The organism is Salinicoccus halodurans, from assembly GCF_900114445.1.
GTDB lineage: Bacteria > Bacillota > Bacilli > Staphylococcales > Salinicoccaceae > Salinicoccus > Salinicoccus halodurans.
Window position 1 is genome coordinate 110,754 of the sequence record NZ_FOTB01000005.1, and the last position, 25,381, is coordinate 136,134.

Here is a 25,381-nt window from a genome sequence, read left to right on the forward strand (position 1 = left end):
GTCTCGAAGCCTGATTTTAGGGTATTCTGTTATTGTATAGAAGAATAAAAGATAAATATTGGAAGGGGAGGCAGGTGCTTTCATGAAGAATAAGAAGAAAGATTATCATGAACTATCGAAACAGATCATTGAATTGATCGGCGGTGAAGATAACATCGACAATGTCATACATTGTGTAACACGTCTGCGTTTCTACATAAAAGATGATACTCAACCCAAAACAGAGAAAATCAAAGAGCTGGATGGTGTGATGGGTGTTGTGGAAGCGGGGGGTCAATACCAGGTGGTTGTAGGGCCGGCGGTGGATGACATCTATAAGGAAGTCGCTGCCCGACTGTCCATTTCGGAAGATTCGTCATCAGATCCAGAGCCGGTTTCTGCCCTGGATGAAGACAGTTCTGTTTTTGGAAAAATGGGTCGAAACTTCAATAGATTTATCGGTATCATTACCGGTTCTGTCATGCCGATTATCAGTATTCTTGCTGCTGCAGGGATTATTAAAGGTCTGCTGGCAGTACTGACTACGACGAATGTTGTTTCTGAAACCGGCACTGCCTATTTGATCATCAATGCAATGGCTGATGCTGTATTCTATTTCCTGCCTGTGCTGATCGGTTTCAATGCAGCGAAGCGTTTGAACGGGAACCCGCTTCTGACTGCTGTCATTGGGGGTGTCATCATTCATCCGACCGTACTTGAAGCAGCGGACAATGGCTCGAGTATCTTTTCCCTTGGTTCCTTCGACTTTCCTTTCATTGCGTATACATATTCCATTTTTCCAATGATACTTGCTGCCTGGATGGTGAAAAAATTGGAGAATTGGCTGAAAAGCTGGGTTTCTACATATATTCAGGCTATCTTTGTACCAATCGTTGTAATCGGAGTCGTCTCTACCATTACAATCATTATTACAGGACCTGTTCTGGTTGGATTCTCGTCACTTCTTGCCAACGGGCTGGAAACCATGCTGAACATGAATGCACCCATCTTTGGAGCTGTCATCAATGCGTTCTATCAGCTGCTTGTCGTCTTCGGTCTGCACTGGGGCATCATACCGGTCTATGTGAATGATTTTGCGACGCTGGGGTACAGCTATCTGTCGGCTATAGTCAGTGCAACTATCGTGGGGCAGGCCGGTGCGTCCCTGGGTGTCGCGGTAAAAACAAAGAAAGCGGATATCAAGGAACTGGGTTATGCCGGAGCCTTTTCAGCATTCTGCGGAATTACTGAACCGGCGATCTATGGTATAAACTTACGTTTCCGAAGGCCCTTCATATGCGCCAGCATCGCCAGTGCAGTCGGCGGGTTTCTGACAGGGCTGCTCGGCGTCAACATGTGGAGCATCATCGGATCCATCATCGGTCTGCCGTCGTTCATCGACCCTGAACTCGGCATCACTGCGAATTTCTGGTATGCCGTCCTGGTAACTGCCGTTACATTGCTTTTAGCTTTCGGACTGACATATGTCTGGGGATATAATGATAATATGGAAATGGAAAAGAAGCGTGAAAAACCTAAAAATCCAGCGAAAGAGAATCTTAAGAACTGATTTCCCTGCAGGCTTTTAATATTTGTGTGAGCAGGAGTGTGTATATGGAGTCAAAATTGAATATAAGTAATGAATTTTATAATATCCCGGCAGTTTTAAACATACCAGAGACAAAGACAGAATTTTCCCCTGGAGTGATTTTATGTCATGGCACAGGATCGCAGAAAAACGAAGTGGGGGACCTGTTCGTAAATCTGGCCGAAAAACTGGCAGGAGTCGGCATTGCATCTGTCCGTTTTGACTTTGCAGGATGCGGTGACAGCGAAGCGGATCAGAAGGACCTTACGTTTTACGGGGAAGTTTCTGATACTGAGAAAGTCTATGAATATATGATTGGACATGAACGTATCGATTCAGAGAGGATCGGTATTCTCGGGTTCAGCCAAGGGGCGCGTGTGATGACGGAATTTCTTGGGGGACATGCTGACTCTATAACGGCTGCAGTGAGCCTGTCAGGTGCTTGCCATAATGGACGGGGTGTTTTTAACGGCTGGTTTGAACGCTATCATGATGAAATCGAAGAAAAGGGATATGCAACAATCCCGATGGGCTGGAGAGAAGATCTTATCCTGTCTAAAACATGGTTTGATGAAATTGAAGCTTCCAATCCAATGGATGAAATCAGTAAATACGAAGGCAATATATTGGCTGTTGCAGGGACAGAGGATGTATTAGTGCCATATCAGCATGCGCATGAAATCATAGACACCTGCCGTCATGCAAGAGTGAGGGATATGAAAATTGTCAAAGATGCGGATCATATATTCAACTGTCTGGATCCGGAAAGCAGTAAGGATGAATATGTCCTGGATACAACCGTTGACTGGATAAAGAGGCATATCTAAATTGAAACCTCCTTGAAAATACTTTCCTCACTATCCGTGTAATGGTTGAGTTGACTGGGTTTGTGGTATTAACCTGTATAACGCTAAAAGGGACAGGTGATATTGTGGAACAGTCTGAAGCTGTAAATCGTATTACTGAAATATTAAGTGAATCGAAGATCGGTGTTTTATCTACAGCACAAAATAATAAGCCGAATGCACGTTATATGTGGTTCTATAATGATGGTTTGACACTCTATGCCAAAACAAACGATAAATCACCAAAATATGATGAACTGAAAGATAATCCTCATGCCCATGTGCTTCTGGGTTTCCATGATTCTCAGGATCATGCTTTTGTTGAAGTTTACGGGAATGTTGAGAGGATAGACGATCAGGAGCTGATTGACTGGCTGTGGGAAAAAAGGGACAAAGAATTCTTTGATTCGAAGGAAAGCCCACATCTGAAAGTATTGAAAATCATACCTGAAGATATAAAAATCATGAATGATGATGAATATGGAGATGTTACGCTGTCCTTATAGACAGTGTGGGTAATCAGAGAGCGGGGCCTGTCAGTATAAAAAAACTGACAGGCTTTCTTAAATTTCCATTTATTTATCTACAGGATATTGAGGGTAAAGAGAACTATCAGCTTTCAACGATAAGGGGAGTGATTCGGATGTTAGCCTATGTTTGGGCCGAAGATGAAAATAAATTGATTGGAAAAGGAAGCGGGCTGCCATGGAGACTGCCTGCTGATGTGGCGTTTTTTAAAAAGATAACGATGCGCGGAGACATGGTTACAGGCCGGAAGACGTATGAGACTATACCAAACCGTCCGTTGCCGGGACGCCGCAATATCATTTTGACGGCACAGAGAGATTACAAAGCACCGGGTGCAATCGTAGTTCATACAAAAGAAGAAGTGCTCGAGCTTGAAGATAAAAACGAGGAAGATCTGTATATCATCGGCGGTGCAGCCTTATTTAAAATATTCGCAGATGAAGTCGATGAATTATACAGGACTGTGATCCACGATACTTTTGAAGGGGACACGTATTTCCCGGATGACTTCAATTATGATGCATTTGAACTGGTGAAAACCGAAAAAGGGATCGTGGATGAAAAAAACGAATATGAGCACACCTTTGAATTGTGGAGACGGAAGTAGTAGAAGGATATAATAACTAAAAAACTAATGAACCTTCGAGCGCAAAATACTATGGTAGATAAAATATGAGAGAATGACAATTATCTGAATAAAACCTCATCATAGAATGATAAGGTTGAAAAATATTAATGAAATGTAATCTCATGTTATTAAAAAATGAAATGACATCTTAAATAATTTGAGTAAGACATTACCTGCTTAAACTTCAGAAGATATTTCTGACTGCTTTTATTAATAGTATAAAAACTCTAGTTCATTTCAAATAATTATACATTATTAAACAGACGAGTTAATGTACCACAGAAGGTTAATAAAAGGGAGTGAATTTTAATACTGAAAATATTCCAATAAACGGTCGTTTATTGGAAGAGTATAGTAGAGACAATCCTCTAGCTTATTTTGAAAAGAAAATAATGAACAAAAAAGTGGTAATACTAATTTATATATGTAGTGAAAAACTTACCAAGGTTATTAATCTTATATGACTACTAACCTACATATGATATAGATAAGAAAAAAGCATACTTCATGACACCGTGTGTAGTAGAATATAATTAACAATATCTAGGAGAGATAGCGAAATGAAGAAATTTTTTATTAGTACATGTCTTTCTTTTAATTTTAATCCTCATCGCCTGTTTAACTACAGAAGTTGAATCAAAAGTTTTTGTAATAATATGGTCTAACTAAATATAGGTAATGGCCTTGTAAGGAGTAAAATATTTTATTAGTAACAATAAATTAAAATATAGGAGTAATGAAATGACTGGGGATAATAATGAATCTCAAATCATAAATGAAGATTTGCAGTTAAAGCAAAGTTTTCTTTCAGATGCAATTTCAGATTTATCAGGAAATATTCGATTTTTAGATACTAAAGTCTCAATTATCATGGCAGCTATAGTAGCGATGATTGGAGGAATTTTGGCTAGTATAAATACTATTGAATCATTAGTTCAAACTATTTCTCCCTGTAGTTGGCTAGGAGTCTTAATTATTTTACTATCTATAATCTGTCTAATTAGTACATTAAGTGTGTTTATTTTTGGAATAAATACTATAAAAGGACGTACATCCAACTTTCAATATGATTCTAAGTGGTTCCTTACACACCCGATGAAAAAGTATAGTTTTACGACTTATAAAAATGATGTCTTAAAAATGAATTCACAAGATATCATTGAAAATATGACAGCCGAATTATATAAATTAAACGATATTAATAAACAAAAAATGAAAACAATGAAATGGGTTACTAGAGCTTTCAGTATGTCACTTATTTCTGCTTTCTTAGTTGGATTAATCCTTTTAACAGTAGGAGGGTAATATGAGTATCAATGTCGATGAAGTATACCAGAAGACCATCAATCACTACAATGCAGCAAAAAGAAATTTATCAGAAGAATTAGAAAAGAGAAGGGAATTTTATGCATCAGCAATTTCGGACGTTATACCGGAATTTGAAGCAGATAAATTAGAGTTTGGGTCTTTTGACAAAGGAAATTTTGCTGTCTTATTTGTAGATATGAGGAGATCTACCCAACGAGCAGAAACTGTTGGTCCTGAAAAAACCTTTTTAACTATGCATGTTTTTTTAACAGCATTACTTGAAACCATAAAATACTATGATGGAAAAGTAATTGATATTATGGGGGATGGAATAATGGTTTTTTGGGGAGGAAAAACTGCTCGTGAAAAAGGTCACATGTTTAAAACTAAAGCAGTTCAAAATGCAGGCTTATGTGGACTAGACATGCTTACTGTCAGAGAGAAAGTTATAAATAAAATAATTGAAGATGAAAATCTAGGAAATATTATAGATATAGGGGTGGGAGTAACTTTTGATAGTGTCATAGTTACAAAAATTGGAATTGAAGACACGTACGATGTTAAAGCTTTTGGAAGCTGTATTAATATAGCCTCAAAATATGCGGATCAGACACGGAATGAAGTGAAAGTTTCAAAAAAAATCAAGAATGAATGGCCTTCTGGTAAAAACGGAAATATTAAGTTCAGTAGTAATGAGGACGGTTATTCTATGTACAGAAATAAATAGGGAGGTGTTCAGAATAGAAATTAATAAAATTCCTAATGACGCAATGGAATCAGCTTCTAATGCTGTTAATAAAATTATTTTCTCAGAGGTATTAGAAAAACAAATGACCGATATATTAGCAAATACTGATACACTAACTGATAGTAATAAAATTCTTACAGGAAAAATTTCGATGTTATTTATAGATATAAGGGAATCGACAAAATTACCAAATCAATTTGATTCTGAAGATCTTGTCAAAATATATAGAAGCTATATTAGAATAATTGTCCAAGCTGTTAGATATTCGGGCGGTGTAGTTCGTGATTTTATGGGAGACGGAGTTTTAGCAACTTTTATAGATGACCAATACCATACATCAGAAGATAAAGCAGTGTCCTCTGCCAGATACATGTGTACTTTACTCGATAAACTATTAAACCCTATTTTGAATGAAGAATTTTCATATAGAATTTCATGTGGCATAGGTATACATACCGGAGATGTATCATTGTCTAAAGTTGGTATGAGAGGTAAAAATCCTGAACAAGAAGAAGTGGAATATGGAACTGTGTGGATTGGAAATAGTACAAATTTAGCTAGTAAATTCAGTAGTGCAGTTTCAAACAGCACTATATTTATAAGTTCATCTACATACTCTAATTTGTCTGACTACAATAAGTATAAAGAATGGAAAAAATTCGAAACCATTAAAGGAAACAATCTTTTAAAGGGCTATACAAATAACCAATATTATTTAGATATTGAAAAAGAGATTGATCCTGTAGTTTCTCAATATAATGACAAAGAAGATAAGAGTTTGGATATTTTTTCTAAAATATATGAAGATTCTCTTTCTAAACTTTCTTCAAAGTCTGCAGAATTAGGAGAAAAAGAAGCTGTTTTAGCAATTAAGGAAAAAGAACTTGACTCAAAATTAGACGAGGCTAGGGAATTAGAGAATGATTACAACGAACAGAAAAAGAAACTTCAAAATAAAGAATATAATTTTTACTATGAAATACTACGAAAATCATTTTTGGAAAATGATTATATAATAGCTATGGAAAGAAGTTTCTGGGAAAACACAGTCACAAAATTAATGTGTATTGGAAACCAGCTAGAGAAGACAGAAAGTGAAATAAAGGAAGACATATGTATATATATGGTAGATATATATAGTAAACTGAAGATTTGGGAAGAAGCTTATGAATACTTAGTGATACAAGCTTCTACAACGTGGTTGCACTTACACCGCGTCGAGCTCATTATTAATAATTTAGGATATGCTCATAGGCTAAAGTCAGCTGTTAAAGATAGACTTAGAAGTGATGATTTACCAGAAGAAGATAGAACGGAATTTTTAAGAATTCAACAATGGTTAGAAACTAAGTAGCTATAATTTCAATTACGTCGTTTGTTAAAATAAGCTAGACAGTTCTTGCCTGCTCATGTAACCCTAAAATACTTCCGTGGTGTCCGGTAATTCAGTAATTTTCTCGCTATGTGGTTTATTATAAAAATCATATAGGAATTTTGTACATCATTAGTGATGTTTGATTTAGGTAGACCCTCACCTTACTTATTAGATAAGTAAGGTGAGGAATCCGTTATATAAAACCACTTATAATCTTACATATAATATTTTAGAACGAAAATGATCTAAAGATATATTCTTTGCATTTGAAGTACAGCCCACTTTTTAAAATAAAAAACTACCTTATAGGCAGTGTAAAACAGAAAGTGTTGATGCCATCTTCTGAGGAAACTCTGATTTGACCATTGTGTTTATCAATGATTTCTTTGACGATTGCAAGTCCCAGTCCGTGGCCGCCGGTCTCACGGCTTCTGGAAGTATCCAGACGATACAGGCGTTCAAATATACGTTCTTTTTCTTTATCGGGAATTGCAGGTCCGGGAGCGCTGACGGATACGTGATAAAGGCCACCTTGGGCACTCCCTTTTATCTGTATGGGTGCACTGTCTTCATAATGATTCAACGCATTATCGATCAGATTTGTCATCACTTGCTGCACACCCTCAGCATTCAGTCGGAAGGTACAGTCCTCTGCATCGGTTATCAAGGAGATGTTCTTCCTTCCCAGCTGAAGCTGGAACATGCCGGCACATTGCTCAATCAGTGCGGCAATATTTCTGGTTTCGTATTCGGTATAATGATGTGACGATATTTCACCCCATTCTTTTAAAAGCTCCATCTGTTCAATCATCTCGGTTATGCGTTTCGATTCATTGAGCAGTGACTGATACAATTCTGTATCGCCCTCAACAACCCCGTCCCGGAGTGCTTTTAAATAGCCATTTAAGTTAGTCAGCGGTGTACGCACTTCATGGGACAAGTCGGAAATCATCTTACTGCGGTCTGCATCATTTGCTTTAAGCTGGTCCACCAGACCGTTGAAATGCTCAGTGAGTTCTCCAATCTCCCCGCGTGCGGTCACGGGCACAGGAGCCGGATATTCCCCCTTTTCCATCTGCTTGGTGGATTCAATCAGTTTTTGGACAGGGTTGACCAATTTCCTTGTCAGATAGTAGTGAAGCAGACTGGCGGTGATGATCGTCCCCGAAACAAAAATAAGCAGATAGTTGAACAGGACAGAGTTGAACTGTGCTTGCTGTATATCATTCAAATTTCCCATCGAACCGACCAGGACGCACGCGGTGTTATAAATCGCAAGACCGCTCAGCACAATTGCCGAAGTGATTACAATGATATTCAAAGAAGAGAGTTTCCATAGGAAATCCTGCGGGGGGAGTTTTCTGATGACTTTACGAAACGACAAATTTATACCCCATTCCCCGGACTGTCTGGATCCGCTGTGGATTGGAAGTATCTTCTTCAATCTTTCCCCGTAGTTTCTTGATATGTGCATCGATCGTCCGGTCAAGAACGGAATCTTCTGCGTATGGGTACAGATGCTTGATCAGTGTCTCCCTGTCATGGATGATATTCGGGTGCTGCATGAAGTAATATAGCAGGTTGAATTCATGTTTCGTCAATGCGATATCTTGATTATAAAGCTGTACCTCGCCTTTACGCGGTTTGATACAGAGCCCGCCATGGACGACTTTTTGGCAAAATTGACCGGTGCGCCTCAGGACAGCTTCGACATGTGCGACAAGTTCATCCGGTTCGAAAGGTTTTGTGATATAATCATCAGCTCCCATCTTGAGTCCTTTGACCTTATCACTGACCCGGGATTTCGCTGAAAGCATGATGAAAGATACTTCATTACGCTCCTGTTCACGGACCCATTCAAAGAATTCCTCCCCGCTCACTTTTGGAAGCATCAGATCGAGTATGACCAGACACGGATGGGCATCCAGAAATACATTTTTCGCCTCTGCTCCGTCAGCGGCTTCCACTACATCGTAGTTATTGTTTTCCAGGTTGATTTTAATTAAATTTCTTATCATATGGTCATCTTCGACGACCAAAATCTTTTGTTTCATAATAGATACCTCACCATGATCATATACTGGAGCTTCGTTTAATCCAATTTGGCCAGCTCACTCTGCATGATATCATAATTGATCGCACCTCTCGCCACGAACTGCACTTTACCTTCGGAATCAATCATGTAGGAAGTCGGGTAGGACTGTACTTCATACATTTGAGAGACGATTGTCTCTTCATCCATGGGAATCGGAAACGTCAGACCCAGTTCATCGACGAAGTCCTGGACACCTTCTACGCTCTGCTCCGATTCCGTCAGGTTTACAGCCAGGATCTCCACATCCTCGGATTCATAAAGCTCCTGGAAGTCAGGCATTTCTGCCCGGCACGGCGGGCACCAGGTCGCCCAAAAATTGATGATTACGGGTTGCCCCCTGAAATCTGACAGTTTGGCTTCTTCCCCTTCGAGTGTTGTCAGCAGGAAGTCCGGTGCAGTCTGTCCCTCGGCCAGACCAACATCTTCAGATTCGTTCTGTTCAGTGATGCCTGCATCATTGGAAGGCGCTCCAATATATTCGTAGACTGCCCAGCCGACCATACCGACGACCACAATGATAAGTATAATTTTCTTCATTTTAAAAGTCCTCCTGTCATCCTAATTTTGACAACCATGTGCCTTCCACAAGGTTAAGTAAATATTCCGTCATGCGGGGCATCAAGCCGAGAAAAAGCACAAGCCCCATGATGATCATCACCACTCCGCCAATTTTCATGATAATGCCGGAATAGCGGACAATCCACCGCGTCGATCCAAGAAAGAAGCTCAACATGATAAAAGGCAGACCGAATCCGATGACATACATCACTGTATAAATCATACCCTGACCCGGATTGCTTGCAGCCAGCAGCAGAATCGAACCGAAAATGGGGCCGATGCAGGGCGTCCAACCTGCTGCAAAGCCAAGACCGACAAAAAATGTTCCTAAATATCCAGCGGATTTCTTAGAGTACTGCAGTCTTCTTTCTTTCATTAATGTCGGGATATTGATCCATCCTGCCACGAAAAGACCCATGACCAGGATGAAAACACCGGCGATCCGCTGCAGCAGCAGTCCCGAGTCGCCGATCAGCAGGTTCTGTATCCACTGTCCCAAAAATGAGGCGCCTGCGCCTAAGCTGATGAATACAAAAGACACACCGAACAAAAAAATCATTGAGTGACTGAGTATCTGACTCCGTAATTTTGTGTTCGTTCCAACTTGCAGTTCTTTTACACTGATACCGGTGATATATGATATGTATGCAGGAAACAGCGGCAGAACACACGGGGACAGGAATGACAACGCCCCGGCCCCCATCGCCAAAGCAATCCCTGCGAATATCATCGTATCGGCTTCAATACCTATCATGCTCATCTTCCTTTCCAACTGTGAAAAATACGATCAGATTACTGATCACAAAAAATAAAATTACAAACACCGGCCGCATAATATATCCAAATACCGTAACGACTGGATAAAAGTTAAACAGCAGCAGCATTCCGGCTGACCATAAAGTGATTAGAACCATAGCTAAAAACCTTATTTTTACCCGCCTCTCAAAGATTAAAAATATAATCAGAATCGTTGACAGTAATAATAAGTATCCAAAGGAACTTTCATCATTGTTCCAGACAAACTGAACCAGTTCATACACTATGGAAGTAATCAGGAAAACCATTGAAAATGCTTTTATAAAATCTCCTTGGTCTGCATTCTTTTTTCCGGAATGATATATGAATAATCCTGCACTGAACACAAATGCCAGATAGAAAGCGTCTGCAGTAGCCGGATATGCCAATATCGTCAGAGGTTCCCTGATGAATAAGGAGAAATTTAAAATCACTTTTGCCAACCAGATAAAAAGTACATAATTGATTAGAACCGAGGCGATTTCCTCCATGATTTTCACTTTTTCTCTACGGCGCTGTTCACTGAATATGTAATACGCTACGCCACCTGCAATAAAGCTTATAATAACCACAATCATTGACAACATGACATTGGTGAGAACCATCTCTTTTCTCCTCCAGTCCAACCTTCCTTATATAAGGTTAGAGAATGAATGTGAAAATACTATGAAAGTAATTTAAGTTTTTTTATAAAGTGCCTCTTCCTTGCAGTTTCCGCCTTAATTTCATCATACTTTCACATATAAAGCTTATACTTGATTATAGATATCAATTTTACGTCGATTACGTGAGTGAATGAATGGAGGAATGGTTAATGAGCTACAAAAAACATCTGACAATTTTACAAATGAACGACATGCACGGCTACTATGATCTTCATCCCGAAATGTTCATAGAAAATGGAGAAGAACGTTATCGCAATGCAGGGGGTTATGGACGTATTGCCACACTTTTTAAGGAGGCGAGAGAAAAGAATCCAAACGGTGTGCTGGCCCTTGATAACGGAGATACTTTTCATGGCACGTATCCTGTTGTAGACAGCAAGGGAGAAATGCTGATTCCAGTTCTGAATGCATTGCAGATCGATGCAATGACGTCCCATTGGGATTTTGCCTATGGACCTGGCCAGCTTAAAAATTTAATGTCCAAATTAAATTATCCGATGCTTGCATGCAACATCTACAATAAAGAAACAGATGAACCAGCCTTCACCCCCCACATCATCATGGAACGGGCAGATTTAAAAATTGGTGTAATCGGTATCGCTGAACATATTGTCGATAAAATGATGCCTGAGCATTTTTCTGAAGGTATTTACTTTACTTTGGGGGTCGATGAGGTTCAGAGAATAGCCAATCAGCTCAGACAGGACGATCAGGTTGATTTGATTGTCGTTCTTTCACATTTCGGCTTTCCGCAAGACGTGAAACTTGCGACGGAGACGGAAGGTATAGATATTCTGCTGAGCGGCCATACGCATAATGCTTTAAGGCAGCCTGTCGAGATAAACGACACACTGATTATTCAATCAGGCTGTCACGGGGCACATATTGGCAGACTTGATGTGGAAATGAAAAACGGAAAAATCACTGATTATTCCCATCAGCTGATTGAGATCTCAGAAGAAATCGAGCCCGATGGAGAACTCCAGGGAATAATCGATACCGCCGTCCAGCCTTACAGGGAATCGCTTGAAAAAGTCATCGGCTATACAAGCACAGATTTACACCGGTACAGCCAGATGGAATCGACGACCGATAACCTGCTTCTCCAATCCCTCTTGGATGTCTCAGGCGCAGAAATCGCATTTTCAAATGGATGGCGCTACGGTGCACCAATTCCAGCGGGTCCGGTGACGGTGAATGATGTATGGAATATCATTCCCGTCAACCCGTCGGTTTCCGTAGTCTATATGAGCGGACGTGAAATACTCGATATGCTGGAAGAGAATCTGGAGAACACTTTTGCCAAAGACCCCTACAATCAGAAGGGCGGATATTTAAAACGCTGTCTTGGAATGAAAATGTATGTAAAAATTGAGAACCCAAACGGTTTACGAATCCAGGATATTTATATCGGAGGGATTCCACTGGATGAAACACAATATTACCTTGCAGCCTTTGTCACTGTCCAAGGTGTCCCCAAAAAATATGGAAAAGACCGTAGAAATCTCGATATCAACGCTGTGGATGCTTTGACAGATTACATCAAAAAATCAGGGACGGTTTCTTCAGATCTACTCGGTACAATCCAGATCATCTGAAAAGCTCGATATGTATTAGATTTTAAAATATATAAATATTTTCGAGAAAACCAAATGAAACTGATCATGGGTGAACCGTAATCCATAATTCAAGCATTTAAAAAATGTTATACTGCAAGTAGATGACCCCGGTACTGTACCGGGGTCATTCTTTTAATCCCCATTGGTATCTTTCATTATTATATTTAACGAATAATGTCTTCCCATAAAGAAACACCCCCAAAGTCGATTTTTGGTCCAACTTTGGGGGGTGTACCTCATAATGGACTTCTTTTATTAACTGTCCATTATGAGGGTTATAATTCAAAAAACCGTTCGTCTTTTTTTATGGGTAGACTGTCCAGTACTGATTAAGGCTTCTGTCCAACAAACTGGATTACATGAGATAATCCATTGTGAAAATCGCCTTCATGGCGGGTGACCTCACCCATGAAGAAATGGAGGATTCGCCAATCGCGGAATTCCTGTAGAAAGTCTTCCGGCTGGTAGAGAAAATCCAATTCTTTCGGACCGCCACTTTGGTAGGGGATTTGATAGTGGGAGTAGACTTCTGCTATAAAATAGCCGCCCGGCTTTATGGCTTCCTTGACTCCTTTAAGTGTTTTCTGCCGGACTTTCCCTGGAAAATGCCCAAAAACATTTACAATTCCATCCCAGTGATTTTGCTGCCACTTGGCTTCTGCCAAATCGACCATCTCCGTGTCTACGCTGACGCCTTGTTGGGCTGCCAGCTTGTCCACTTTGTCCAATCCGGATTCGGCATAGTCCCATGCCGTGACGCTCATCCCCTGTTCAGCCAGGTAGACGGCGTTTCTCCCTTCCCCTTCCGCGATGGACAATACTTCCCGGAAAGGATGGGCTGCATTTCTTTCAGGAATACATTCGGTTCGGTTCCATATACGTACTTCTCATTTTTGAAGCGATCATTCCACATAGTCTTTGGATGCCCTCCTTGCTTTATCTTTGGTTAATATCTTTTTTCGTTTTTCGTATTCTTCTTCGCTAATCTCTTCTCTAGCAAATCGTTCTTTTAGAATCGACAGGCCCCTATCTTCCTTTTTTGTTGCTCTGGTAGTAATCAAACGGTAAAACCCATAAATGAGCAACCCTAGAATCGCAATCGAAAAGACCATCATAAATAAGCCCATTCCACCTGTCATCATAGGAATTTTCCTTTCTTTCGCTGAGTTCCATTTTCTAATTTCTTCACTTTATGAAAACCCGGCAACCTGACACCTTTTCGTGCTGAAACCCCGTCTACCCCAGTTTATTTTTACTGTACATTTAAACCGGGTATGCATTACAGAATATCCGTCCAGATTTTAATTGCTGTACCCGGAATCAGTAGTGCTAAACTCCACGGGTTATTAGGTAGTCACTACTGTAATCCAATCATATACCCCAATAGGTATAATTTAAAGTAATTGCACTAAGGAAGTAAAAAACAGATAATCCATTGACCTGTGTCAGGGTCGCCAAATGCCGAGGTCAAGGACTATCCGTTTCTTCAATTATACAGCGCAGTTATTTGGTCAGGTTTTCATATCTTTCGCTTCTTCAGGCGGTGGATCAATTTTGTCCATATGCGTTTGTCGAATTTCTTCATAGGTCTTTGGCTGATCCTTCAGCTCTTCCGTCACATGGTTGATTTCGCTTCGCCATTTATCTGCAGACCTTCGTTCTTCTCGTAAAGGACAGGCAGTTTTTCAGAAACGCTGCCGTCTTCACTCGGTTCACTGATACCAGTGTAATGTGTCGGGAGCACAAGCAAGTCAACGGGCAGCTCTTTATAACGGTGAATAAAGCTTCATAAAGATCATTTGCCCAATCCTGCGCTTTCCCTGCAGGAGCCAGCTGGTGTATATTACCTTACAAAAAATGCAGCCAACAGTCGTTACAACGACTTGTCAATACAACCAATCAATCGTTCTTCAATATCCACAGCGATTTCTTTTATGGAATCATTCTGCACCATTTCGATCAGTGCACTCGGTTTTGGCATCCCAATTTTTGTTGTACCATTATCTTCATACACCACAATTTTGCAAGGCAGGAAGTAGCCGACCAGCAGATCTTCTGATAGAATTTGGTTCGCTTCCTGTGGGTTGCAGACTTCAAGTACTGTAAATGGCGTGCCGAAGTCGGTACCTTTTTCTTGGAGTTTGGCCGTCAAATCGAAATTCCACAGGACACCAAACTTTTCTTCCTTTAAATTCTCTTCAAGTGTATGGACAGCTTCGTCCCTGCTTTTTGATGTTTCTACTGTGTAATTAAACATACTTATTGCTCCTCTCTTTTTTGTATGCGTACTCTTGGTAAAATTCCCTCTTTAGGAGCCGAATCAAACATTTTTTGTTGAAATGAGTCGTTAGAACTTAACGAAAATTGATGGGACTGAGCCTTCTGCTTCAGCCGGTCTTTCATCATTCACTGGCCATAAGGGTTAACAGGGATATATAGGAAATGGAGATGCCTTCAGTATCTCTCATTTTTTCATAAAAATGCTTAAAGTTATATCCCTCATACTGTGCGCGATACAACCGGATGATTGTCCGTCTCAGATGCGGATCAATGGCTGTGGCGGGCTTTCTCCCGGTAGATATAGATCAATCGGTCGATCACAGGTGAGATTCAACTCAATCTCCACCTGTGTTTTTGTTCTCTGTCCATTCACGACGGCTTTGATGACGCGATACTATCCTGTTCCTTCACAGTCAGATACTCCTTCATGCTGTCCCCTCCTAGTGTGTACTCTATACGCAGGCGGGTATATAAGGAACAGATATGACCACACTCCATATACCTAAGGGGGTATTTGACAAATGCAATTTCAACCTCTATAATATGAATATATCAAAAAAGAAGGTGATGTTGTTGGCTACACTGGAAGAACAGACTGTTTATGATAAAGCAGTAATCAATCGTATTAATCGTCTTCAAGGTCAGATTAACGGCGCACTGAAAATGATTGAAGAAGGCAAGGACTGCAAGGATGTTGTCACCCAATTGAGTGCGGCCAAGAGCGCCCTCGACCGGTCGATGAACGTCATTGTCAGTGAAAACCTTGTACAGTGCGTCAGAGAAACGATGAACAACCCGGATGAGGATACAGATGCGCTCGTCAAAGAAGCAATTGAATTGCTGAATAAGAGCAGATGACTTCATCTGTTTTTATTTATCCTAAAAATACCCCACAGGGTATTTGACAAATCAAAAAAACATTGTTAGTATACCCCTATAGGTATTAAAAACAGGAGGATGATTTAGCACTATGAAAAACACACAAACAAAGTATCACGTTAATGATGCCGACCAACTGGTCGAAGCCAATGAATATCTACTGGATGTCAGAGAACCTTTCGAATATGAAATGGGACACATTGCTGAGGCGGACAATGTATCCGTAAATGAAATTGAAGAACGCCTTGATGAGCTGCCCAAGGACAGAAGAATCCATGTATATTGCCAGCGGGGCAAACGTGGGGCAAATGCAGTGGAAATACTGGATCGTCATGGTTTTGACGCGGTTAATCTTGAAGAAGGTTACTCCGCCTACACTGGAAGGTTCGACAGTGCAATCACAGCTGCAGAAGAAAATGCTCCCGCCTCAAATGAAAACATTGGAATCGATCCAAACCGGGTAAAGGTGGAAGCAAGTGGACTGCAATGTCCCGGCCCCCTTCTCAAGGTGAACGAAGTGATGGGAGAGCTTGAACCCGGTCAACAGATGGAAATCACGGTCACAGACTTCGGCTTCTGTACGGATGTCGAAGCATGGGCCCGTAAGACAGGGCATTCCATTCTTAAAAATGAAAAATCAGAAGACAAGGTCATGGTGGTGCTGCAGAAGAACGCCCTTCAGGCCAAAGCTGAGGGTGAAGGCCATCAGATGGTGGAAACGAAAGACGGAGCAACAATGGTCGTATTCAGTGGCGATATGGATAAAGCATTGGCGTCATTCATCATTGCTACCGGTGCAAAAAGCATGGGCAAAGATGTCACGATGTTCTTCACATTCTGGGGACTCAATGTTATCAAGGATCCAAATGCACCGAAAAAGAACAAATCCGGCCTGGATAAGGCATTCAGCATGATGATGCCAAAATCTGCCTCCAAACTGCCAATCTCCAACATGAACATGTTCGGACTGGGATCCAAAATGATTCAATATGTAATGAAGAAGAAAAAGGTCGACGCGCTTACTGAAATGATTGAAAAGGCGGATAAACTCGGAGTCAAAATGGTTGCTTGTACAATGAGTATGGATATCATGGCCATTGATGAAGATGAACTTCTCCCTAATGTCAATTTCGGTGGCGTAGGCACTTATCTCGGCGATGCAGAAAACGGCAACCTGAACCTGTTCATATAATTGAACAGGTTGCCCTGCGCATCCCAACAATCAATTAAAATTTCAAGGAGTGTATATCAATGTTCTTTAAACAGTTCTTCGATAAAAAACTTGCACAAACTTCCTATATGGTCGCTTGTCAGAAAACACAGGAAGCCATCATCATCGATCCAAAACGTGTCATTGATGAATATCAGGAAGTAGCAGAGGCTGAAGGTTTCAATATTACTCAGGTGGCAGAAACACACATCCACGCCGACTTCGCGTCCGGTCTGCGTGATGCGTCACAACGCTTCAACGCCACAGCTTATGTGTCCGACGAAGGCGATGAGAACTGGAAATATGAAAATATGCCAGAAGATACCGTCTACCTGAAAGACGGCGACATCATCAATGTCGGCAATGTCGAATTGAAAGTGATCCACACCCCAGGCCATACACCTGAAAGCATCTCTTTCGTGCTGATCGACCGTGGTGGCGGCAGTGATGAACCGATGGGCATCTTCACAGGTGACTTCATCTTCGTTGGCGACATCGGCCGTCCCGACCTGCTCGAAGAAGCAGCCAAAATGGAAGGCACAACCGAAGAGGGCGCGAATGCGATGTTCGCTTCCCTCAAGAAGATGAATGACTATCCGGACTTCATGCAAGTATGGCCAGGCCATGGAGCCGGCAGTGCATGTGGTAAATCCCTCGGTGCTGTGCCATTGTCCACTCTTGGATATGAGCGCAAAAATAACTGGGTGTTCGAATACGAAGATAAAGATGCCTTCATCAAAGAATTGACAAGTGACCAGCCGGAGCCGCCAAGCTACTTTGCACAGATGAAGAAAGTCAATAAGGAAGGCCTGCCTGAATTCAAGGTGAAGGAAGTCGAAATCGGTACACCTGATACGCTTCCAGGTCAGCTGTTCGACCTCAGAAGCAAGGAAGAATTCAAAAAAGGATTCAAAAAAGGCGCCATCAACATCCCGTACAACGACAAATTCCTTCAGTTTGCCGGATGGTATATCGATTATGGCCAGCCGATGACAGTCATTGCAAATCCGGAAGACAGCAGAACGCTCCAGGAAGATCTTGCATCCATCGGTTTTGACAACCTTAAGCTGATCGTACCTGCTGACAAAGCCGACAAGTACTTCGATGACTCATATGAAAATGTGTCACCTGAAGACTTGGTTAAGAACTATGAAGACAAGCATATTCTGGACGTCCGTTCCACTTCCGAGTACAAGGAAGGCAATGTCGAGAATGCGCACCATGTCCACTTTGGACATCTCGACGAAAAAGAAGTGCCATTCAGCACAGACGATACAATCTATGTCCACTGTCAATCCGGTGTACGTTCAGCCATCGCAATGAGTGCACTTAAAGCACGTGGCTTCGATAATGTCGTCAATATAGAAAAAGGCTATGCCGGCATTAAAGAAGCGATGAACTAATGGACATTACTTTTATAATCGTTATATTTCTGATCGGATTCATCGGTTCCTTCATCTCGGGGATGGTAGGAATCGGTGGTTCCATCATCAAGTATCCGATGTTGCTTTATATTCCATCCATGCTTGGAATCGCTGCATTCACCTCCCACGAGGTAGCCGGCATCAGTGCCGTACAGGTTTTTTTTGCAACGATTGCTGGTGTATGGGCATATAAAAGCAGTGGTTATTTAAACATGAGATTGATTGCCTATATGGGTGGCGCCATACTCATCGGCAGTCTTCTCGGCGGATACGGATCAGAATTTCTCACCGAGACCCAGATAGATATCGTCTATGCAGTACTTGCGACAATTGCTGTCATCATGATGTTCCTGCCAAAGAAAGAAATCCCATACAATCCTGGTGATGACCTTGATTTCAATGGGCCGCTGGCAGCAGCGCTTGCGTTTATAACTGGTGCAGCAGCAGGCATCGTCGGTGCAGCAGGGGCATTCATTCTTGTACCAATCATGCTTGTCGTGCTTAAAATACCCACCAGGGTAACGATTGCCACAAGTCTGGCGGTCACTTTCATTTCATCCATCGGTGCCACGATTGGGAAAGTTGCCACAGACCAGGTACTCTATGGACCTGCAGCCATCATGATAGTTGCGAGTCTCATTGCAGCACCGATCGGCGCAAAAGTGGGACAGAAGATGAATGTTAAAATACTCCAATGGATTCTGGCCCTGCTCATCCTAGGAACTTCTTTGAAGATATGGGGAGAAATCTTTTTTTAAATGTTATATTCATCAAATAAGCAAGGCAGTTTGCCTGGATTCTTGTAACTCAAAAATGTATTCCAATAGTGTACTGTCCCATGGCACTGCCCAACGACCCAGAATATTGAAACAAGGATCTCCTGTTGGTTATAAAGTTCTATTGTTAACAGCACACCCATATAAAATGGATACCGGTCATTTGTAATCACTCAAAATATTCTTTAATCAGAAGAGCATTTTGAGTGTATCACGAGTGACCTTTTTTTATGGTTAACTCAGTTATATAATCAGCGAAATGAGAAAAATAATAATCGATGGAACCTCTTTTTATTCTCTTTAAGGAGGAGACAGTTTTGAGTAAAGTACAAATCGGAATTAAAGAAAATGCATTAAATTTTATACTTCTGGTTATAACAAACTTCTTTGTGGGTTCAATGGTTGGCGTGGAAAGAACTATTCTTCCCATCATTGGTAAAGAAGATTTTGGTTTAGCATCAGCAAGTGCAGCATTGTCCTTCATTATAAGTTTTGGATTTTCAAAGGCAATAGTTAATTACTTTGCTGGTGCCATCGCTGATAGATTGGGGAGAAAAAAAGTCCTTTTAATTGGTTGGAGTATCGGCTTATTCGTTCCTTTATTAGTGATATTCGCAACTTCATGGTGGATGATTGTAGTTGCAAATATTTTCTTGGGCATCAATCAAGGATTAACATGGTCTATGACAGTAAATATGAAAATAGACATCTCCAAACCTAAGCAAAGAGGGCTTGCTGTTGGGTTAAATGAATTTTCAGGATATACAGGATTAGCTGTTATGGCCGCTGTTTCTGGTTTTATTGCATCCAATTTTTCGGACCGTCCTGAACCTTTTTATCTAGGTATTTTCATTGTGGTAATCGGTTTTGTCTTATCATTACTCGTGAAAGATACTGAGGGACATATAAAACTTCAATCAAAATCGCCTAATAATGAGGGCCCGCCTTTATCTGCAAAGAAAATTTTCAAAATTACCACATATGGTGATAAAAATTTATCTAGTATCACTTTTGCAGGATTAAGTACAAACCTTAAAGATGGCATGGTTTGGGGGTTATTTCCTCTATTCTTTTCCATGGCTGGCTTGACTGTTTCAGAAATTGCCGTAATAGTGGCGATTTATCCGGCATCATGGGGAGTGTTTCAACTGTTCACTGGAGCTTTAAGTGATAAATTGGGAAGAAAATGGCTAATTGTTAGTGGAATGTGGCTCCAAGCCCTTTCTCTATGGATGATTTTACTTGTTGATCAATATAGTTTCTGGTTAATAGCAGCGATTCTTTTAGGACTAGGAACTGCAATGGTATACCCAACCTTACAAGCTTCAATCAGTGATGTAGCAAAACCAAAATGGAGAGCTTCATCTATGGGGGTTTATCGATTTTGAAGAGATAGTGGATACGCCTTTGGTGCAATATTTGCTGGTTTATTAACGGATATACTCAACGTAGATTGGGCAATGGGATTAGTTGATCTGTTACCTTTAACCGCTGGACTCATAGCAGCAATTCGATTAGAGGAAACCTCACCAACATTCAAAACGGTAAGGAAAAATCATAAGGACTTTCCAAAAAATGATTTTCGTTTATAGAGTGAGTAAAACTATAGTAATTATTATTAAAATGAAGTAGGATTTTTCAATAAAGTTTAGGGAGATTCTAAATAGATATTAATAGTAAATTGATTTTACTGATTATCACTTTAGTCTTTTTTACATGTAAATGAAGAAACTCCAACACTTTTGTTAAGAAAGGGATATTGGAGCTTTTTCTGTACTTACAGCAACTACCGATCAGTCGGATTATGTTAACAAAAAGAATAAATTGAATTAACCTTAAATGTGCTGCTATAAATGTTATGTTTTTAGATGATCCTCTGATTATTGTTCACTTGGAATGAAAAATGGGTTTGTTGTTTCGTCTTCTACACATTTATCTATCATCATATATAAATGTTCTTGGTGTTTACTCCTAATGAATATCTTTGAAAATACTTCATAGTATTTTTGATTCATTTCAGAATATTGCTGAATATACAAATCTTCTTGTACGTGATGTGATCCATCATGGGTCCATTTAATTAATGAAGATACAATTATTCTTTCATCTTCTTCAAAATTCTTTGTAAGATCCTCTAAATCGATACCTCCAAGAAATTTAAAATAATTTTCCAAGATTCTTCTCATAATATTTTGTATAATATTAGAATTGGAATCTTTTAATTCCACAAGCTCTCTCCATAGCGATTCGTAAGATGAGGAAATAGGATTTTTCTCGTACCTTGTAGTATACGACCCATTTTCTCGGTCCTTTCTAATAACATAAAAACTACAATTTTCTATTTTATAAGTGATTTCTTTAAAAAAGTAAGTATTATGCGTAGACACAAAAATTTGATCAATATTATAAGTTTCAGTGTTTGAAATTAGGTCTTGAACTAAAGTAGACACTATATACAAAACTGTGCTATCCAAACTTGAAATTGGATCATCTATAAAAACTAATTTTTTGTTTGTTTCATTTTTAACTAAATGATAATAATAAAGGAAGGTAATAAATGTTTTTTCACCTTCGCTCAAAGTTTTGTTAGCACTCTCTCCAGTTTCTCTAACGATCCTATATTTCCCATCTTCTTCTGTAGCATTTAATAAGAAGTTTTTGAATCCATATAAATTTAATTGCTGGTTGATAGCAGTCACAGTAGAGGAGACACCGAACATGTTTTCTTTAATTTCATCGTACTTCCTCTGATTCTCGAGTACATATTCTGTGTATCTTGTGATAGATTTTGACAAGCCTTGTATTTTCGAAGCTAATTGTTTTTCTGTTTTCTCAAACCTCTTAAATTCTTCCCCCGTTAGATGTAAAAAGTGTCTCCAACAAATCTTAATAATTTTTTCTCTTTCTTGACCAAGTTGATTTAATGTCTGATTATATGCACTTATGTCGGTATTATTCGATTCCAATAGACTAAATAAGATGTTCATATCATCTTCGAGTGTATTTAAATTCACTTTTTTTATAGGTTCTCTTTCTTTTTCTGAAAGCTGTCTTAAGTTCTCTTCATTTTTAGCATTTATTTTATGAAAAATATTTTCTACTTCCTGTTTATTTAAATAGTCATTCTCTAATTTTAGTAAGTTCCCTAAGTAAGAGATTACATTTTCAGCATAGCCTTTATAAATATCAATATTTCTCTTCATTTCTATTAGTTCATCTTCAAATTTTGCATTAAAATACTCTTGTAAAGAAGTGAGAAAATTCTCTTCAAATTCAGATCTACAAAAAGGGCAATTTTTGAGATTGTGATCTTTCACTTTCATAAATCCTTCATGGACCCAAGTATGAATATTCAACTCGTTTACAAGTTCTGCAAAATCTATATCTTCTTGCCCGATAATCGATTTTTTTAAAACTTCGTTATCCCACTTAACTTCAAATTTTTGAACTTCTATTAAAGGAATTTCAGTCTGTTGCTCTGCAAATACTACTTTAGCTTGTTTTAGTAAATCCTCTTCGTCTAATAAGGTTTGATTATTTAAGTGTTTTTGATTTATATATTCTTGATAAAATTTATTTTTACTTCCATGCAGACCTTTGAAAGAGTGTTGATAAACAAAGTTAATATCTATATGTCTATCATTTTTCTTATTCCATATCAAGTCAGCAAATTCTTCTTGAAGAGTCTTTAGATCACCTTCAGTATCAGTGAGTTCGTCCGAAGCTTTATCCCTGGCTGTTGAATTACGTTCGATAATCTTTTCTGTCTCCTCTAGTTCTGTCTGAGTTTCTACATGATCCTTACCTAGAGTAAAAATTCCTGGAATTTCATTATCTGATTTGAAATTTTCTTCGATAAAATTTTTATTGTATATTAATTTTTCATCACTCATTTTTCCTTCATATGTACAATCATCGAAAGACTCAATATCGTTAAAAAAATTAGAAAGAGTGGATTTTCCCGAGCCATTATTTCCGTAAATCAAATTAACCTTTCTTAGGTTTTGAAAACATGTTCCCTCTTCGTTATAACTAGCAACATTCTTCATAATAATATTCGATAGCAAATTTTGACCCCCTAAATAAATAATTGTATAAAATTGGACATTAAATCTAAAAATAGATTCTATAATTAATTTTACCATTTATTAGAAGTAAATATAAATTGTTAATAATAGAAGAAATAAATTAAATACCCGTTCATAAAAGTACACTTTTAAGAACGGTTTGAAAACATTTGAAATAGATCAAAATAAGCGTTCTTAAACATATAAAAATAGTTTACGAACGTTCAATATTTTCCATATACTTTTACGAACGTTTTTCATTTGTAATTAGAAAAATAATCTTCTGGTTAAACAATTTGTAGATGTGTTTTTCTCTCTTGAATTTTTGACTGATTAGAGTAGACCCTAAATAGACATTATAGCGCTATTGAATTTACTGGCTGTCACTTTAGGAGTTATTTTGCACTTAGTTTAAATGTTATCTTGCATCATATTCTAATGAATATATATCTTCCAGCTAACATAGAAGCTCATATCTTTTATACTTGATTTTCTTTGTAGCCAGTATTATGATTGATATATCAAAAAAAATTGATTTATTAAAGAAGGTGACTAGAATGAAATTAATGAATGCTATAAATGAATTGAGTGACGATCAAGCACTCGAATTCTATGAAAATATGTTTAATGCTTTGGCAGATAAAACACGCTTGAAGATCGTAAAAGAAATCAACAAAAGTCCGGAGAAAAATCTGTGTGTCTGTGATTTGGAAACAGTGTTGGACTTGAAACAATCTAAAATTTCTTATCATCTCAAGAAACTTGTGGATGCCAATATTCTTTTAACAGAAAAACATGGAACATGGAACTATTATAGAATTAATGAGGCACAGATACAGGTTGTGCTATCAGAAGATACTTGTTGCAGAATTTTATAATGAGTATCTTTATTTTCAACGTTTACATCAACTATTTTTGATTAATATATCAAATAATGTTGATTTAATGAAAGTGAGGCGTTATATTGATGTTAGATTCAATACTGGAATTTATCAAAACATTTTTAATATTATTTTTTGAATTGCTTGTGCTGTTTATCATCATCAGTTTTGTTGTCAGCCTGATCCAACAAGTTGTGTCGGAAGAGAAAATAAGACGGGTACTGAATGGACCGAATAAAGGAATCAATTATGTTTTAGGGACGCTCTTTGGTGCCATTACGCCTTTTTGTTCCTGCTCAACCATTCCAATCCTGGCGGGTCTCTTGAACGCAAAAGCCCCTTTTGGCCCCTCAATGAGTTTTCTCATTGCTTCACCGTTAATGAATCCAGTGATGATTTTTACGTTGTGGATTTTATTGGGATGGCAGGTGGCTGGGGTGTACTTTTTGATTGTTAGTCTTTTTAGTATGCTTGTGGGTGTTATATTTTCCCGGCTTAATTTAGAAGAAGCCTATAAAGGTGTGACAATTAAAGGAGAAGGGTTTTTCGCTGATAAGCAAGGATCAAAAGTAAAGCAAGCGTTGAATGATGCCTGGTCTTTCTTATATCCATTACTTCCTTACTTATTTATCGGTGTGTTTATTGGCGCATTCATATACGGCTTCGTGCCTGAAGCATTCGTGACACGATATGCAAGTGGAGATGGCATTATTTCTATAGTCATTGCATCAGTAATCGGCATTCCCATGTACATTCGGCCTGAAACAATGCTTCCTATTGCGGATGCGCTTGTGACCAAGGGGATGGCAATGGGAACCGTCATTGCCTTAATCATCGGAGGCGCAGGAGCCAGCATTCCCGAACTCGCATTATTGTCTAAACTATTTAAAAAGAAATTTTTAGTCGCTTTCATTTCAGCGATCTTAACAGTCGCCATTGGAGCTGGTCTGATTTTCAATCTAATCATTTAGTAAGTATATTCAACCATCAAAGGAGGTGAGCGCATGGGTGTGAAAGATTTTGTTAATAAATTAAAACCGAAAGAACAAAGCTGTTGCTCAGTAGAGATTGAAGAGAAAAAAACAGAGAAAGATTCAAATGAACCCAAGAAACAAAAGTAATTCATAGTAATA

Annotated in this window: 24 protein-coding genes and 2 pseudogenes; 16 read left to right on the forward strand and 10 right to left on the reverse strand. The window is 39.1% G+C overall.

From position 1 onward, the window contains the following. Window positions 1-82: 82 nt before the first annotated feature. From BM271_RS11115 to BM271_RS11145, 7 genes are all read left to right on the forward strand, one after another. On the forward strand, window positions 83-1,549 hold the full coding sequence (locus BM271_RS11115) for a PTS transporter subunit EIIC (RefSeq protein WP_046790843.1): 1,467 nt from the start codon (window positions 83-85) through the stop codon (window positions 1,547-1,549). 44 nt (window positions 1,550-1,593) lie between these two features. Beyond that, entirely contained in the window at window positions 1,594-2,394 is an 801-nt protein-coding gene (locus BM271_RS11120; RefSeq protein WP_052749896.1) for an alpha/beta hydrolase family protein, read from the forward strand. A gap of 104 nt (window positions 2,395-2,498) precedes the next feature. Then, window positions 2,499-2,918: a pyridoxamine 5'-phosphate oxidase family protein gene (locus BM271_RS11125; protein ID WP_046790842.1), complete on the forward strand. Its 420-nt coding sequence runs from the start codon at window positions 2,499-2,501 to the stop codon at window positions 2,916-2,918. A gap of 137 nt (window positions 2,919-3,055) precedes the next feature. Further along, a complete protein-coding gene (locus BM271_RS11130; protein WP_046790841.1) occupies window positions 3,056-3,547 on the forward strand; it encodes a dihydrofolate reductase in 492 nt (163 codons plus the stop codon). Between the two features lie 762 nt (window positions 3,548-4,309). After that, entirely contained in the window at window positions 4,310-4,873 is a 564-nt protein-coding gene (locus BM271_RS11135) for a Pycsar system effector family protein (protein ID WP_046790840.1), read from the forward strand. Between the two features lies 1 nt (window position 4,874). Next, window positions 4,875-5,603, forward strand: coding sequence for an adenylate/guanylate cyclase domain-containing protein (locus BM271_RS11140; RefSeq protein WP_046790839.1), 729 nt, complete (start codon window positions 4,875-4,877; stop codon window positions 5,601-5,603). Between the two features lie 4 nt (window positions 5,604-5,607). Next, window positions 5,608-6,978 (forward strand): adenylate/guanylate cyclase domain-containing protein, encoded by a 1,371-nt coding sequence (locus BM271_RS11145; protein ID WP_046790838.1) that lies wholly within the window; start codon window positions 5,608-5,610, stop codon window positions 6,976-6,978. A 319-nt stretch (window positions 6,979-7,297) separates the two neighbouring features. Here the strand turns inward: BM271_RS11145 and BM271_RS11150 are convergent, their stop codons facing one another. From BM271_RS11150 to BM271_RS11170, 5 genes are read right to left on the reverse strand one after another with little or no spacing between them, the layout of a single operon-like run. Beyond that, window positions 7,298-8,320 carry a sensor histidine kinase gene (locus BM271_RS11150; RefSeq protein WP_234960564.1) on the reverse strand — a complete coding sequence of 341 codons (1,023 nt, stop codon included), beginning with the start codon at window positions 8,318-8,320 and terminating at the stop codon, window positions 7,298-7,300. Window positions 8,321-8,369: 49 nt separating this feature from the next. Continuing rightward, window positions 8,370-9,053, reverse strand: a complete 684-nt coding sequence (locus tag BM271_RS11155; RefSeq protein WP_046790836.1) for a response regulator transcription factor — start codon at window positions 9,051-9,053, stop codon at window positions 8,370-8,372. A 38-nt stretch (window positions 9,054-9,091) separates the two neighbouring features. Next, entirely contained in the window at window positions 9,092-9,631 is a 540-nt protein-coding gene (locus BM271_RS11160; RefSeq protein ID WP_046790835.1) for a TlpA family protein disulfide reductase, read from the reverse strand. A 16-nt stretch (window positions 9,632-9,647) separates the two neighbouring features. After that, entirely contained in the window at window positions 9,648-10,406 is a 759-nt protein-coding gene (locus BM271_RS11165; protein WP_046790834.1) for a cytochrome c biogenesis CcdA family protein, read from the reverse strand. Continuing rightward, the gene (locus tag BM271_RS11170) at window positions 10,393-11,052 is read right to left on the reverse strand and encodes a hypothetical protein (RefSeq protein ID WP_046790833.1); all 660 of its coding nucleotides are present in this window, start codon (window positions 11,050-11,052) and stop codon (window positions 10,393-10,395) included. The genes BM271_RS11165 and BM271_RS11170 overlap by 14 nt, the downstream gene beginning before the upstream one ends. Before the next feature lie 209 nt (window positions 11,053-11,261). On the opposite strand from BM271_RS11170, the gene BM271_RS11175 reads away from it, so the two are divergent. Next, window positions 11,262-12,710: a bifunctional metallophosphatase/5'-nucleotidase gene (locus tag BM271_RS11175; RefSeq protein ID WP_046790832.1), complete on the forward strand. Its 1,449-nt coding sequence runs from the start codon at window positions 11,262-11,264 to the stop codon at window positions 12,708-12,710. Window positions 12,711-13,060: 350 nt separating this feature from the next. On the opposite strand, the pseudogene BM271_RS11180 reads toward BM271_RS11175, so the two are convergent. From BM271_RS11180 to BM271_RS11190, 4 genes and pseudogenes are all read right to left on the reverse strand, one after another. Beyond that, window positions 13,061-13,644, reverse strand: a pseudogene (locus BM271_RS11180) (class I SAM-dependent methyltransferase). Next, the gene (locus BM271_RS11185) at window positions 13,634-13,873 is read right to left on the reverse strand and encodes an SHOCT domain-containing protein (protein ID WP_046790831.1); all 240 of its coding nucleotides are present in this window, start codon (window positions 13,871-13,873) and stop codon (window positions 13,634-13,636) included. Before BM271_RS11185 ends, BM271_RS11180 begins: the two are co-directional and overlap by 11 nt. 473 nt (window positions 13,874-14,346) lie before the next feature. Next, the gene (locus BM271_RS14570; protein WP_268794017.1) at window positions 14,347-14,481 is read right to left on the reverse strand and encodes a hypothetical protein; all 135 of its coding nucleotides are present in this window, start codon (window positions 14,479-14,481) and stop codon (window positions 14,347-14,349) included. Window positions 14,482-14,604: 123 nt separating this feature from the next. Further along, window positions 14,605-14,988, reverse strand: coding sequence for a DUF302 domain-containing protein (locus tag BM271_RS11190; protein ID WP_046790830.1), 384 nt, complete (start codon window positions 14,986-14,988; stop codon window positions 14,605-14,607). A 605-nt stretch (window positions 14,989-15,593) separates the two neighbouring features. Between BM271_RS11190 and BM271_RS11195 the strand changes: the two genes are divergently transcribed. From BM271_RS11195 to BM271_RS11215, 5 genes and pseudogenes are all read left to right on the forward strand, one after another. Next, window positions 15,594-15,869, forward strand: a complete 276-nt coding sequence (locus BM271_RS11195) for a metal-sensitive transcriptional regulator (RefSeq protein ID WP_234960586.1) — start codon at window positions 15,594-15,596, stop codon at window positions 15,867-15,869. A gap of 112 nt (window positions 15,870-15,981) precedes the next feature. Then, on the forward strand, window positions 15,982-17,082 hold the full coding sequence (locus BM271_RS11200) for a DsrE/DsrF/DrsH-like family protein (protein ID WP_046790829.1): 1,101 nt from the start codon (window positions 15,982-15,984) through the stop codon (window positions 17,080-17,082). A 59-nt stretch (window positions 17,083-17,141) separates the two neighbouring features. Next, window positions 17,142-18,503 (forward strand): MBL fold metallo-hydrolase, encoded by a 1,362-nt coding sequence (locus BM271_RS11205; protein ID WP_046790828.1) that lies wholly within the window; start codon window positions 17,142-17,144, stop codon window positions 18,501-18,503. Beyond that, on the forward strand, window positions 18,503-19,282 hold the full coding sequence (locus BM271_RS11210; RefSeq protein ID WP_046790827.1) for a sulfite exporter TauE/SafE family protein: 780 nt from the start codon (window positions 18,503-18,505) through the stop codon (window positions 19,280-19,282). Before BM271_RS11205 ends, BM271_RS11210 begins: the two co-directional genes overlap by 1 nt. A 335-nt stretch (window positions 19,283-19,617) precedes the next feature. Next, window positions 19,618-20,892: pseudogene (locus BM271_RS11215) on the forward strand (MFS transporter). 288 nt (window positions 20,893-21,180) lie between these two features. Here BM271_RS11215 and BM271_RS11220 read toward each other — a convergent pair. Continuing rightward, the gene (locus BM271_RS11220) at window positions 21,181-23,367 is read right to left on the reverse strand and encodes an AAA family ATPase (RefSeq protein WP_046790826.1); all 2,187 of its coding nucleotides are present in this window, start codon (window positions 23,365-23,367) and stop codon (window positions 21,181-21,183) included. Between the two features lie 557 nt (window positions 23,368-23,924). Between BM271_RS11220 and BM271_RS11225 the strand changes: the two genes are divergently transcribed. The 3 genes from BM271_RS11225 to BM271_RS11235 all read left to right on the forward strand — a co-directional run bounded on the left by BM271_RS11225 (window position 23,925) and on the right by BM271_RS11235 (window position 25,369). Then, window positions 23,925-24,245 carry an ArsR/SmtB family transcription factor gene (locus tag BM271_RS11225; protein ID WP_020006652.1) on the forward strand — a complete coding sequence of 107 codons (321 nt, stop codon included), beginning with the start codon at window positions 23,925-23,927 and terminating at the stop codon, window positions 24,243-24,245. An 89-nt stretch (window positions 24,246-24,334) separates the two neighbouring features. Further along, window positions 24,335-25,219 carry a permease gene (locus BM271_RS11230; protein WP_046790825.1) on the forward strand — a complete coding sequence of 295 codons (885 nt, stop codon included), beginning with the start codon at window positions 24,335-24,337 and terminating at the stop codon, window positions 25,217-25,219. A 33-nt stretch (window positions 25,220-25,252) separates the two neighbouring features. Beyond that, complete coding sequence (locus tag BM271_RS11235; RefSeq protein ID WP_046790824.1) at window positions 25,253-25,369, forward strand: hypothetical protein; 117 nt, start codon at window positions 25,253-25,255, stop codon at window positions 25,367-25,369. Window positions 25,370-25,381 lie beyond the last annotated feature (12 nt).

What these genes read in the sequence shown, in the direction of transcription:
- BM271_RS11200 (WP_046790829.1), top strand. Translation starts at nt 15,982, where the DNA reads ATGAAAAACACACAAACAAAGTATCACGTTAATGATGCCGACCAACTG.
- BM271_RS11190 (WP_046790830.1), bottom strand. Translation starts at nt 14,988, where the DNA reads ATGTTTAATTACACAGTAGAAACATCAAAAAGCAGGGACGAAGCTGTC.
- BM271_RS11170 (WP_046790833.1), bottom strand. Translation starts at nt 11,052, where the DNA reads ATGGTTCTCACCAATGTCATGTTGTCAATGATTGTGGTTATTATAAGC.
- BM271_RS11155 (WP_046790836.1), bottom strand. Translation starts at nt 9,053, where the DNA reads ATGAAACAAAAGATTTTGGTCGTCGAAGATGACCATATGATAAGAAAT.
- BM271_RS11140 (WP_046790839.1), top strand. Translation starts at nt 4,875, where the DNA reads ATGAGTATCAATGTCGATGAAGTATACCAGAAGACCATCAATCACTAC.
- BM271_RS11135 (WP_046790840.1), top strand. Translation starts at nt 4,310, where the DNA reads ATGACTGGGGATAATAATGAATCTCAAATCATAAATGAAGATTTGCAG.
- BM271_RS11185 (WP_046790831.1), bottom strand. Translation starts at nt 13,873, where the DNA reads ATGATGACAGGTGGAATGGGCTTATTTATGATGGTCTTTTCGATTGCG.
- BM271_RS11175 (WP_046790832.1), top strand. Translation starts at nt 11,262, where the DNA reads ATGAGCTACAAAAAACATCTGACAATTTTACAAATGAACGACATGCAC.
- BM271_RS11210 (WP_046790827.1), top strand. Translation starts at nt 18,503, where the DNA reads ATGGACATTACTTTTATAATCGTTATATTTCTGATCGGATTCATCGGT.
- BM271_RS11225 (WP_020006652.1), top strand. Translation starts at nt 23,925, where the DNA reads ATGAAATTAATGAATGCTATAAATGAATTGAGTGACGATCAAGCACTC.
- BM271_RS11235 (WP_046790824.1), top strand. Translation starts at nt 25,253, where the DNA reads ATGGGTGTGAAAGATTTTGTTAATAAATTAAAACCGAAAGAACAAAGC.
- BM271_RS11120 (WP_052749896.1), top strand. Translation starts at nt 1,594, where the DNA reads ATGGAGTCAAAATTGAATATAAGTAATGAATTTTATAATATCCCGGCA.
- BM271_RS11165 (WP_046790834.1), bottom strand. Translation starts at nt 10,406, where the DNA reads ATGATAGGTATTGAAGCCGATACGATGATATTCGCAGGGATTGCTTTG.
- BM271_RS11130 (WP_046790841.1), top strand. Translation starts at nt 3,056, where the DNA reads ATGTTAGCCTATGTTTGGGCCGAAGATGAAAATAAATTGATTGGAAAA.
- BM271_RS11160 (WP_046790835.1), bottom strand. Translation starts at nt 9,631, where the DNA reads ATGAAGAAAATTATACTTATCATTGTGGTCGTCGGTATGGTCGGCTGG.
- BM271_RS11230 (WP_046790825.1), top strand. Translation starts at nt 24,335, where the DNA reads ATGTTAGATTCAATACTGGAATTTATCAAAACATTTTTAATATTATTT.
- BM271_RS11205 (WP_046790828.1), top strand. Translation starts at nt 17,142, where the DNA reads ATGTTCTTTAAACAGTTCTTCGATAAAAAACTTGCACAAACTTCCTAT.
- BM271_RS11115 (WP_046790843.1), top strand. Translation starts at nt 83, where the DNA reads ATGAAGAATAAGAAGAAAGATTATCATGAACTATCGAAACAGATCATT.